The sequence below is a fragment of the Halomonas colorata genome, from assembly GCF_014897985.1.
GTDB lineage: Bacteria > Pseudomonadota > Gammaproteobacteria > Pseudomonadales > Halomonadaceae > Vreelandella > Vreelandella colorata.
Genome location: NZ_JABUZA010000031.1, coordinates 46,828 through 57,193 on the forward strand (window position 1 = coordinate 46,828; position 10,366 = coordinate 57,193).

The following is a 10,366-nucleotide window of genomic DNA, read 5'->3' on the forward strand; positions in this document are numbered from 1 at the left end:
TTTCTAATAAACAGGTGATTGACCATGCACTCTCTCTACTCAGAACTGAATTTCGGTCTTGATGACGAAATGAACATGCTGCGCGAGCAGGTCAATGCCTTCGCCGCCAGCGAAATTGCCCCGCGCGCCGCGGAAATCGACCGCAATAATGAATTTCCTAACGACTTATGGAAGAAGTTTGGCGACATGGGCCTTTTAGGCATCACCGTGTCTGAAGAAGATGGCGGCAGTGGCATGGGCTATCTTGCCCACTGTATCGCCATGGAAGAGATCTCCCGGGCGAGCGCATCGGTCGCACTGTCTTACGGTGCCCACTCCAACCTGTGTGTGAATCAGATCAAGCGCAACGCCTCCGCCGAACAGAAAGCCAAATATCTGCCCAAATTGATCAGCGGCGAACACGTCGGCGCGCTAGCCATGTCCGAACCTGGCGCTGGTTCCGATGTGGTCTCCATGCAGCTGCGGGCTAAAAAAGTCGGCGATAACTACCTTCTAAACGGCAACAAAATGTGGATCACCAACGGCCCCGATGCCGATGTGCTGGTGGTCTACGCCAAGACTGACCCGGAAGCCGGGTCCAAAGGCATTACCACTTTCCTGATCGAAAAAGGCATGCCGGGATTCTCCACGGCGCAGAAGCTCGACAAGCTGGGCATGCGCGGCTCCAACACCTGCGAATTGGTGTTTCAGGATTGCGAGGTTCCCGCTGAAAACGTGCTGGGCGAAGAAGGCAAAGGTGTGCGCGTATTGATGAGCGGACTGGACTACGAACGCACCGTACTGGCCGCAGGGCCGGTCGGCATCATGCAGGCCGCCATGGATGTCGTGATGCCGTATATTCATGAGCGCAAACAGTTTAATCAGTCGATCGGTGAGTTCCAGCTGGTACAGGGCAAAGTGGCGGATATGTATACCACGCTGAATGCCTGCCGCGCTTATCTGTATGCCGTCGCGGCCGCGTGTGATCGCGACCAGACCTCGCGCAAGGATGCCGCCGGCGTCATCCTCTACTGTGCCGAGAAAGCCACCCAGGTAGCGCTGGATTCCATTCAGCTGTTGGGCGGTAACGGCTATATCAACGAATACCCCACCGGGCGCCTGCTGCGCGACGCGAAGCTTTATGAAATCGGCGCGGGCACCAGTGAAATTCGGCGGATGTTGATTGGCCGCGAACTCTTCACCGAAAGCCAGTAGAGGCGCGCCATGAGCATTCTCAGCACTCAGATTAATCCACGTAGCGAGCTCTTTCAGACCAATGAGCAGTCGATGCGTGGCGTGGTTACCCAGTTGCATGAACTCACCGCGGCCGTTGCCCAGGGTGGCGGCGTTAAATCTCGTGAGCGTCATGAGAGCCGAGGTAAACTGTTTGTGCGTGACCGCATCGATCACCTGATCGACGAAGGCTCGCCTTTTCTAGAGTTTTCAGCGCTTGCTGCCCACAAGGTGTATGAAAGCGACGTACCGGCCGCCGGTGTGGTGACCGGCATTGGGCGCGTATCAGGCGTTGAATGCGTGATTGTGGCCAACGATGCCACGGTAAAAGGCGGCACCTACTTTCCGCTGACGGTCAAAAAACATATTCGCGCCCAGGAAATCGCCCGCAAGCATCGCCTACCGTGTATTTATCTGGTCGATTCCGGCGGTGCCTTTCTACCCCGTCAGGATGAAGTCTTCCCTGACCGCGACCACTTCGGGCGCATTTTTTATAATCAGGCCACCCTGTCGGCCGAAGGCATTCCGCAAATTGCCGTGGTGATGGGTTCCTGCACGGCAGGCGGCGCGTATGTGCCCGCCATGGCCGATGAATCGATCATCGTTAAAGAGCAAGGCACCATCTTTCTGGGTGGCCCGCCGCTGGTCAAAGCGGCCACCGGTGAAAGCATCAGTGCCGAGGCGTTGGGCGGCGCCGATGTACATGCCAAGGTCAGCGGCGTGGCCGACCATTATGCCGAAAACGATATGCATGCCCTGCAGCTTGCCCGGGCCTGTGTCTCGCGCCTGAACTGGCAAAAGCGCGGCAAGCTTGCCATGCAGGCTCCCGAGCCGCCCAAGCTCGACCCGTTGGAGCTTTATGGCATTGTGGGCACCGACCTTAAAAAGCCCTTTGATGTTCGTGAAGTCATCGGGCGCATCGTCGACAGCTCTGATTTTGATGAATTCAAACGCTACTACGGCGACACCTTGGTCACCGGATTTGCGCATATTCATGGCCACCCGGTGGGTATTGTGGCTAATAACGGCGTGCTGTTTTCAGAGAGTGCCGTCAAAGGCGCCCACTTTATTGAGCTGTGCGCCCAGCGCAAAATTCCGTTGATTTTTCTGCAGAACATCACCGGTTTCATGGTGGGTTCCAAGTACGAGCATGAAGGTATCGCCAAGCATGGCGCCAAGCTGGTCACCGCCGTAGCGTGTGCCAAGGTACCCAAATTCACCGTGCTGATTGGCGGAAGCTTCGGGGCGGGTAACTACGGCATGTGCGGCCGCGCTTATGATCCTAATATGCTATTCATGTGGCCCAACGCGCGTATATCCGTCATGGGTGGCGAGCAGGCCGCTGGCGTACTGGCTCAGGTTAAGCGCGAGCAGTATGAGCGCGAAGGCAGCGAATGGACTAAAGAGGCCGAAGAGGCGTTCAAGCAGCCCACCCGCGAACAGTATGAGCACCAGGGACACCCTTACTACGCCAGTGCCCGGCTCTGGGATGACGGCGTAATCGACCCGCTACAGACCCGCGATGTACTGGGTTTAGCGCTGGCCGCGGCCATGAACGCTGAGATTGAAGAGACACGCTTCGGCGTGTTCCGGATGTAAGGGGCCTATCATGACGAATTCAACGTTAACCATAGATGCAGGTGTTGCCCGCTTAATCCTTAATCGCCCGGACGTTCACAACGCCTTTGATGACCAGCTAATTGCCGAGCTGAATGCACACCTCGACAAGCTTCAGATGCTGATTAAAAGCGGTGAGGTACGCGTGGTGGTACTGGGCTCTGAAGGCAATAGCTTCTCAGCGGGCGCGGATTTGAACTGGATGAAGCGCATGGTCGATTACGATTTTGAAGACAATCTGGCCGATTCGCGCAAGCTCGCCACGCTGATGCACAGCCTGGATACGCTGCCCTGCCCCACGCTGTGCCGGGTTCAGGGTGCAGCCTTTGGTGGCGCCGTAGGCTTGGCCGCCTGCTGCGATATCGTTATTGCCTCCGATAAAGCCAGGTTCTGCCTTTCAGAAGTCAAGATTGGCCTCTCGCCTGCGGTCATTAGCCCCTATGTACACCGCGCACTCGGCGCACGCCAGATGCGCCGTTACGCGTTGAGCGCTGAAGTCATTGATGCGCCCACCGCACTCAGTCTGGGCCTGGCCCATCAGGTCGTTGAACACGGCGCACTGGATAGCGCGGTAGATGCCATGCTGGAAACTTTGCTCGCCGGTTCCCCGCAGGCGCAGCAGGTTACCAAAGCGCTGCTCCAAACGGTCAGCCAGTCGCCTGATTCTGACGCCACACGCGAACAAACCTGTCAGGTGATTGCCAAGCTGCGGGTTAGCCAGGAAGGCCAGGAAGGACTGGCTGGATTTTTTGAAAAGCGTCGCCCCGCCTGGGCTGAAACGCCTCTATCCGGCAATGCCAAGGAGCGCCGCTCATGAGCCACCTAACGTCGTCTGAATCTAACCTGCGCACCACGCCCTTTGACACCCTGCTGATCGCCAACCGGGGTGAAATTGCCTGTCGGGTAATGCGCACGGCACGCCTTATGGGGCTTAAAACCGTTGCCGTTTATTCCGATGCCGACGCCAACTCCCGCCACGTACGTGAAGCCGATGAAGCCATTCGTATTGGTCCCGCCGCTGCGCGCGAAAGCTATTTGAATATCGAGGCGGTGATTGACGCCGCCAAGCGCACCGGCAGTGGCGCCATTCATCCCGGCTACGGCTTTCTTTCAGAAAACGGCGCCTTTGTAAAAGCACTCGAAGAAGCGGGTATTACCTTTATCGGGCCGCCCGCGTCAGCCATTGCCGCCATGGGGGATAAATCGGCCGCCAAAGCGCGCATGGCCAATGCAGATGTGCCGCTGGTGCCGGGCTACCACGGCGATAACCAGGATGATGACCTGCTCCGGGCTGAGGCCGATAAAATCGGTTACCCGGTCATGCTCAAAGCCAGCGCCGGTGGCGGTGGTAAAGGCATGCGCGTGGTCGAAAAAAGCGAGGCCTTTCAGGCAGCGCTGGAAGGCTGTCGCCGCGAGTCTAAAGCCGCTTTCGGCGATGATCGTATGCTTATCGAAAAATACCTGGTCCAGCCACGTCATGTGGAAGTACAGGTATTTTGTGATAGTCAGGGCCACGGCGTGTACCTATTCGAGCGCGACTGCAGCATTCAACGCCGCCACCAAAAAGTCCTCGAAGAAGCCCCCGCCCCGGGCATGACGCCGGAACTACGCGCGGCGATGGGTAATGCAGCCGTGCGTGCCGCTCAGGAAATTGGCTACGTGGGCGCGGGCACGGTTGAGTTTCTATTGGATGCTTCGCCAGGCCAGGACGGGGCGTTCTACTTTATGGAGATGAACACCCGTCTGCAGGTCGAGCACCCGGTGACTGAAATGATCACCGGCCAGGATCTGGTCGAATGGCAGCTGCGGGTGGCAATGGGTGAATCGCTGCCTTGCACACAGGAAGCATTGACGATCACCGGGCATAGCTTTGAAGCACGCCTTTATGCTGAAGACCCTGATCAGGACTTTTTACCCGCCACGGGCAAGCTTACTCGCTTTGCGCTCGATTTAGCGGACACCGACTTAAAGGCCGAGCAGGTGCGCCTGGATAGCGGTGTGGAAAGCGGTGATACGGTTTCCATGCACTACGACCCCATGCTTGCCAAGCTGATTGTGCATGGCAGTGACCGGGATGCCGCCCTGGCCACCCTTAACCGCGCGCTAGCGGCCCTCGATATACAGGGCGTGGTCACCAACCGGGCTTTTTTGCAGCGCCTGGCGACTCACCCCGCGTTTAAGAACGTAGAGCTGGATACACGGTTTATCGAGCGCCACGAGGCCACCCTGTTTGCCGCGCACCACTACCAGCCTGAAGACTATGCCAGCGCCGCGTTACTAGCGTTACACCAGCTGGCCCAGGAGTGCGAAAGCAATTCGCCCTGGGATCGCCATGATGGCTTTCGGCTTAACGCGCCACGCACGGTGCGCATTGCCCTGCACGATCCCAAGCACTCTCAAGCGCCGGAGGATGCAAGCCCCCTAGTGGTTGTGGAAGGCAAACGACACCCGGGTGACCCAGAGTGGCACCTAACCATTAATGGCCACGCCGTTAATGAGCAAACCTTTAGCGCCAGCCTTCAACCGCTTACCGGCAATGCCGTGGCGATTACCCTTAACGGGCATCGCCGCCGCCTGCATGCCCAGCGCGATGGCAATGTGTTAATCATGGTCGACCCGCAGGGCGAAACCCGCCTTTACTGGCAGCGCATTGATGCGATTGATCACGGCCAGCATGAAGTGCAGGCGAGCTTTACCGCTCCCATGCATGGCACGGTGGTGGCGCTGCTGGTTGAAGCCGGGGCGAGCGTCGAAAAAGGCATTCCCCTGATGGTCATGGAAGCCATGAAGATGGAACACACCATGACCGCGCCGACTAACGGCCGCGTGGAAGGTTTCCGCTTTCAGGCAGGCGATACCGTTAGCCAGGGTGATGTATTACTCGACTTCGCCCCAGGCGAATAAGGAGCTTGACCATGGTACTGCGCCAATCCAGCCTTCCCCAGCGCGTGCGCCTGTTCGAAATGGCCCCCCGAGACGGCCTGCAAAACGAGCCCGGGTCAATGGTGCCTACCGCGACCAAAATCGATCTGATTCATCGGCTCGCCAATGCCGGCATCCGCCATATTGAAGCGGCAAGCTTTGTATCACCCAAGTGGGTGCCGCAAATGGGCGATGCGACCGACGTAATGCATGGCATTACCCGTACTCCCGGCGTGGTTTACTCGGCCCTTACCCCTAATCTCAAGGGGCTTGAAAATGCCTTGGCCGCAGGCGTCGATGAAGTAGCGGTATTTGGTGCGGCCTCTGAAGCGTTTTCACAAAAGAACATCAACTGCTCGATTGCTGAATCCCTTGAGCGCTTCAAGCCTGTGCTCAAGCGCGCACGTGATGCGAATGTGCGTGTGCGCGGCTACGTTTCCTGTGTGCTGGGGTGCCCTTATGAAGGCGATATTCCCCCTGAGAAAGTCGCTCAGGTGGCCAAGGCCCTTTATGACATGGGCTGCTATGAGATTTCCCTCGGTGACACCATTGGAGTGGGTACGCCGCTGGCTGCCAAGCGCATGATTGAGGCCGTTTCCGGGCAGGTGCCGATCGATCGGCTGGCGGCGCATTTTCATGATACCTATGGTATGGCCATCGCCAATCTTTATGCGGTCATGCAAGAAGGTGTCAGCGTGATTGATGCTGCGACCGGCGGCTTGGGCGGCTGCCCTTATGCCAAAGGTGCCTCCGGTAACGTCGCCACCGAAGACGTGCTTTACCTGCTGGAAGGTTTAGGCATTGAAACGGGGATTGATCTGCAGGCCGTGCTGGATACCGGTAATTGGATTACCCAGGCGCTGGGCCGTAAGCCGACCTCAAAAGTTGCCCTGGCCAGAGGCGCACGCTCAAGCTAACCCTCATCAACGCGGCCTGCTCGATCAGACAATAAAAATACGGAGAGACATCATGGCGCTACATGACCCCAGCCTATCTAAAGCCCTGCCCAGCTATGCCAGCAGCACCGCTGACAAACCGCTGCTGGGCATGACTATCGGCGATAAATTCGATCAAATTGCCGCGCAGTATCCCGATAACGATGCCCTGATTGTGCTGCACCAGAATATTCACTGGCGCTACTGCGAGCTTCATGAAGAGGTAAACCGCTGCGCACGTGCGTTACTGGCCATTGGCGTGAAGTGTGGTGATCGGGTCGGTATGTGGGCGCCTAACTGCAGCGAGTGGACATTAACCCAATTCGCTACCGCCAAAATTGGTGCCATTTTAGTCAACATCAACCCGGCTTACCGTACTCATGAACTTGAGTATGCGCTTAACCAATCCGGCGCGCGTTTTTTGGTCTGCGCCGACAGTTTCAAAAGCTCAGACTACCGCGGCATGCTCTATGAGCTGGCGCCGGAGCTTCAAACCAGTGCAGAAGGTGCGCTCAAATCGCTAAAGCTACCCCAGCTTGAGTGCGTGATTAACTTAAGCAGCGAGAAACATCCCGGCATGTGGCGCTGGTCAGATTTAATGCAGGAGTCGAGCAAGGTTAGCCAAACCGACGTAAACGACCTGCAAAGCACCCTTCAGTTTGACGACCCGATCAATATTCAATACACCTCGGGTACCACCGGCTTTCCGAAAGGCGCCACGCTTTCTCATCACAATATTCTTAATAACGGCTTTTTTGTGGCTGAAAGCATGGGCTTTACCAGCGAAGATCGTCTGGTCATTCCGGTGCCGCTTTATCACTGCTTTGGCATGGTCATGGGTAATCTGGGCTGTATGACCCATGGAGCGGCGATGATTTACCCCGATGAAGGCTTTGACCCCGGTAAAGTACTCAAAGCCGTTCACGAACAAAAAGCCACCGCGCTCTACGGCGTGCCTACCATGTTTATCGCTGAGCTGGATCACCCCGAGTTTGCCAACACCGACCTCTCTTCACTGCGTACCGGTATCATGGCAGGCTCGATTTGCCCAGCCGAGATCATGAAACAAGTCATCAACAAGATGAACATGAAGGGCGTGCAGATCGCCTACGGGATGACTGAAACCAGCCCGGTTTCTACCCAAACGGGCGCAAATGACAGTATTGAAAAGCGGGTTTCCACCGTGGGGCGTACCCAGCCGCATCTGGAGAGCAAAATTGTTGACCCCGGCAATGGCGCCATCTTACCCCGCGGTGAAATCGGTGAGCTGTGTACCCGGGGCTATAGCGTCATGCTCCAATACTGGAACAACGAGCAGGCCACGCGTGAGGCCATCGACGAATCCGGCTGGATGCATACCGGCGACTTGGCCACCATGGATGAAGAGGGTTATATCCAGATCGTCGGACGTATTAAAGACATGGTGATTCGCGGGGGTGAAAACGTTTACCCCAAAGAAATCGAGGAGTTTCTGTACACCCACCCGGCGATTTCCGATGTGCAGGTCACCGGCGTGCCCGACAAAAAATATGGTGAGGAGCTGGTTGCCTGGGTAAAACTCAACGCTACGGCGGGTGAGATTAGCGGCGAAGACCTGCGTGAGTTCTGTAAAGGCAAGATCACCCACTTCAAGATCCCCCGCTACTTTAAATTCGTCAATGAATTCCCCATGACGGTGACCGGCAAAATCCAGAAATTCAAGATGCGCGAAATTTCCACTCAAGAGCTGGGATTGAATCCAGAATCACCGTCATGACAGACGCACCGCGTTTGGCTGAGCATTACCAGCAGGGGCTGCGCGATGCCGATGTGCTGGCGCAAATTCGCAGCCATTATCCGGCGGGCCCTACCCTGCACCAGTTGGCCCCGCTTGATCAGCTGCATATCGGCGGCGTAACGGCCACTACGCGGTTGCTCGCGCTGCTTGACCCAGCCCTTCATCCACGCGTTCTGGATATTGGTGCAGGCTTGGGCGGGTTAATGCGCCAAGGCGCAGCGCAGGGTTTTCAGGTGACCGGCCTGGACATTACCCACCGTTTTAACGCACTCAATAAAGCGCTAAGTGAGTTGAGCGAACCCCACTCAACGCCGCTTTTCTGGATAACGGGAGATGCGACTGCCCTACCGTTTGCAGATAACACCTTTGACGCGCTTTTATTTCAGCACAGCCTGCTCAATATGCCTGATGCCACCCGGGTGTTTGCCGAAAGCCACCGGGTATTACGCCCTGGCGGGCAGCTGGTAATGCATGAAGTAGTGAGCGGGCCTAATGTAGACGCCCTGCGCTACCCTGTGCCCTGGGCGACAGAACCCACGCACTCGCACCTGCTTAGCCAAACGGCACTTACCCAGCAACTGCAGCAAAGCGGCTTTACGCTTGAGCACTGCGTTGACTGGAGCGATATCGCCCTGGAGTGGCGTGAGCGCCAGGGCAATAAAGAGCAAACCGCCCAGATGCCAATCCTTTCGCCGCAGTGGGTATTTGGTGAGCGCTTCCAGGAAATGGGCAAAAACCTGCTTTTTAACCTCAAGCAGCAGGCAATTAACTTGGTAGAATTTAAAGCCAGTTGCTATGCTGGTGGGGATAATAATTAAAGCCAAGGATGAGGAACGCCAATGAAACGCTTGGCTGGCGCTATCCTGTACAGTGTTATCGGTTTGAATTTAACTATTGTAGCCGCTGTCGCCAATGACGAGGTGCCAGCAATTGCCTATGCCATGCCGGAGAGCGAGCTCATGCGACTCGATAACGGCGTGGTACTGGAAGGCAGCGATTTAAGCAGTTTGGACACCTACACATCCGGTTTTCGCTTAACGGCCGGGTTTAGTCCCTGGCAACTCCCCCAATTAGATATTGGCGCTGAAATTGCCTACCGCGAAAGCGAAGAAGTGCCGATTGCCTCCAGCATGTCACCCATGATCATGGATACGCTAAGTTTAGGCGGCGCCATTGTGGCAGGCATCCGTATGGGGGCTTTCAGTATGTACGCTAAGTCTGGCCTGACCGAATGGCGCGGCGATACCGACCAGCCTCAAGGTGCAGACGAAGGCGGCACCGCCTGGCTGCAAGGCTTTGGCGCCACCGTCACCATTAACCGGCTGATCACCCGTTTGGAATATGAACGCGTTGATGCACCAACGCTAAGCCACCTCAATCAACTCAGCGCATCGCTGCATTTGCCTTTTTAGGTTCTTATTACTATTAGCATTCTTTTTATAAGCTATTACTTGTCTTCCTGCGTGTAAGACATTTCCCTTTCTGCAGTTATTGCCTCGGTAGTTATCGCCTCAGTACTTAAGCACATCCATGCCAAAAGCTTTTCGTTGCTTGACCATAATCGTTACTCATTTCTTACATGCGAAAACGCTAATTTTTTAGTCTTCCACCGTCTTTGTAAGCCGATGCCAATAATTTTGTAAGCAATGTCTTACAACGCTGTAAGAGATTAACGCCTCTTAACCTCCAAGGGTTGCCCTTCCCGCTCAGCCCGCTACCCTAAGCGTTTCTCATTAGCAAACGCGGTTCAAGGAGCGATACCATGGCGGATAAAACAGGCCTGCAGTTTACTCTCACCGTAAGCGCGCCACTAACCACATCTAGTCAAGCATTTCTCAGGTAGGTAAGGTTTCTTTCCAGTGCCAGGGCAACAGTGCACTGAGATCGTCTTCGTTCAGCGTCG

At 56.1% G+C, this 10,366-nt stretch carries 8 protein-coding genes; all 8 read left to right on the forward strand.

From position 1 onward, the window contains the following. Positions 1–24 precede the first annotated feature (24 nt). Genes INT33_RS14790 through INT33_RS14825 form a run of 8 tightly spaced genes read left to right on the forward strand, consistent with a single transcriptional unit; the run spans position 25 to position 9,875 of the window. The gene (locus INT33_RS14790) at positions 25–1,194 is read left to right on the forward strand and encodes an isovaleryl-CoA dehydrogenase (protein ID WP_193092281.1); all 1,170 of its coding nucleotides are present in this window, start codon (positions 25–27) and stop codon (positions 1,192–1,194) included. Between the two features lie 9 nt (positions 1,195–1,203). Next, positions 1,204–2,811, forward strand: coding sequence for a carboxyl transferase domain-containing protein (locus INT33_RS14795; protein WP_192538185.1), 1,608 nt, complete (start codon positions 1,204–1,206; stop codon positions 2,809–2,811). Between the two features lie 10 nt (positions 2,812–2,821). Then, positions 2,822–3,646: an enoyl-CoA hydratase/isomerase family protein gene (locus INT33_RS14800; RefSeq protein ID WP_192538184.1), complete on the forward strand. Its 825-nt coding sequence runs from the start codon at positions 2,822–2,824 to the stop codon at positions 3,644–3,646. Continuing rightward, on the forward strand, positions 3,643–5,733 hold the full coding sequence (locus INT33_RS14805) for an acetyl/propionyl/methylcrotonyl-CoA carboxylase subunit alpha (protein ID WP_192538183.1): 2,091 nt from the start codon (positions 3,643–3,645) through the stop codon (positions 5,731–5,733). The genes INT33_RS14800 and INT33_RS14805 overlap by 4 nt, the downstream gene beginning before the upstream one ends. Positions 5,734–5,744: 11 nt before the next feature. Next, positions 5,745–6,668, forward strand: a complete 924-nt coding sequence (locus tag INT33_RS14810) for a hydroxymethylglutaryl-CoA lyase (RefSeq protein ID WP_192538182.1) — start codon at positions 5,745–5,747, stop codon at positions 6,666–6,668. Positions 6,669–6,720: 52 nt separating this feature from the next. After that, positions 6,721–8,442 carry an AMP-binding protein gene (locus tag INT33_RS14815; protein ID WP_193092282.1) on the forward strand — a complete coding sequence of 574 codons (1,722 nt, stop codon included), beginning with the start codon at positions 6,721–6,723 and terminating at the stop codon, positions 8,440–8,442. After that, the gene (locus INT33_RS14820) at positions 8,439–9,281 is read left to right on the forward strand and encodes a class I SAM-dependent methyltransferase (protein ID WP_193092283.1); all 843 of its coding nucleotides are present in this window, start codon (positions 8,439–8,441) and stop codon (positions 9,279–9,281) included. The genes INT33_RS14815 and INT33_RS14820 overlap by 4 nt, the downstream gene beginning before the upstream one ends. 21 nt (positions 9,282–9,302) lie before the next feature. Further along, on the forward strand, positions 9,303–9,875 hold the full coding sequence (locus tag INT33_RS14825; protein WP_192538179.1) for a hypothetical protein: 573 nt from the start codon (positions 9,303–9,305) through the stop codon (positions 9,873–9,875). Positions 9,876–10,366 lie beyond the last annotated feature (491 nt).

Excerpts from the sequence above, each read along its gene's own strand:
- INT33_RS14790 (WP_193092281.1), top strand. The coding sequence starts at position 25 with ATGCACTCTCTCTACTCAGAACTGAATTTCGGTCTTGATGACGAAATG.
- INT33_RS14795 (WP_192538185.1), top strand. The coding sequence starts at position 1,204 with ATGAGCATTCTCAGCACTCAGATTAATCCACGTAGCGAGCTCTTTCAG.
- INT33_RS14800 (WP_192538184.1), top strand. The coding sequence starts at position 2,822 with ATGACGAATTCAACGTTAACCATAGATGCAGGTGTTGCCCGCTTAATC.
- INT33_RS14805 (WP_192538183.1), top strand. The coding sequence starts at position 3,643 with ATGAGCCACCTAACGTCGTCTGAATCTAACCTGCGCACCACGCCCTTT.
- INT33_RS14810 (WP_192538182.1), top strand. The coding sequence starts at position 5,745 with ATGGTACTGCGCCAATCCAGCCTTCCCCAGCGCGTGCGCCTGTTCGAA.
- INT33_RS14815 (WP_193092282.1), top strand. The coding sequence starts at position 6,721 with ATGGCGCTACATGACCCCAGCCTATCTAAAGCCCTGCCCAGCTATGCC.
- INT33_RS14820 (WP_193092283.1), top strand. The coding sequence starts at position 8,439 with ATGACAGACGCACCGCGTTTGGCTGAGCATTACCAGCAGGGGCTGCGC.
- INT33_RS14825 (WP_192538179.1), top strand. The coding sequence starts at position 9,303 with ATGAAACGCTTGGCTGGCGCTATCCTGTACAGTGTTATCGGTTTGAAT.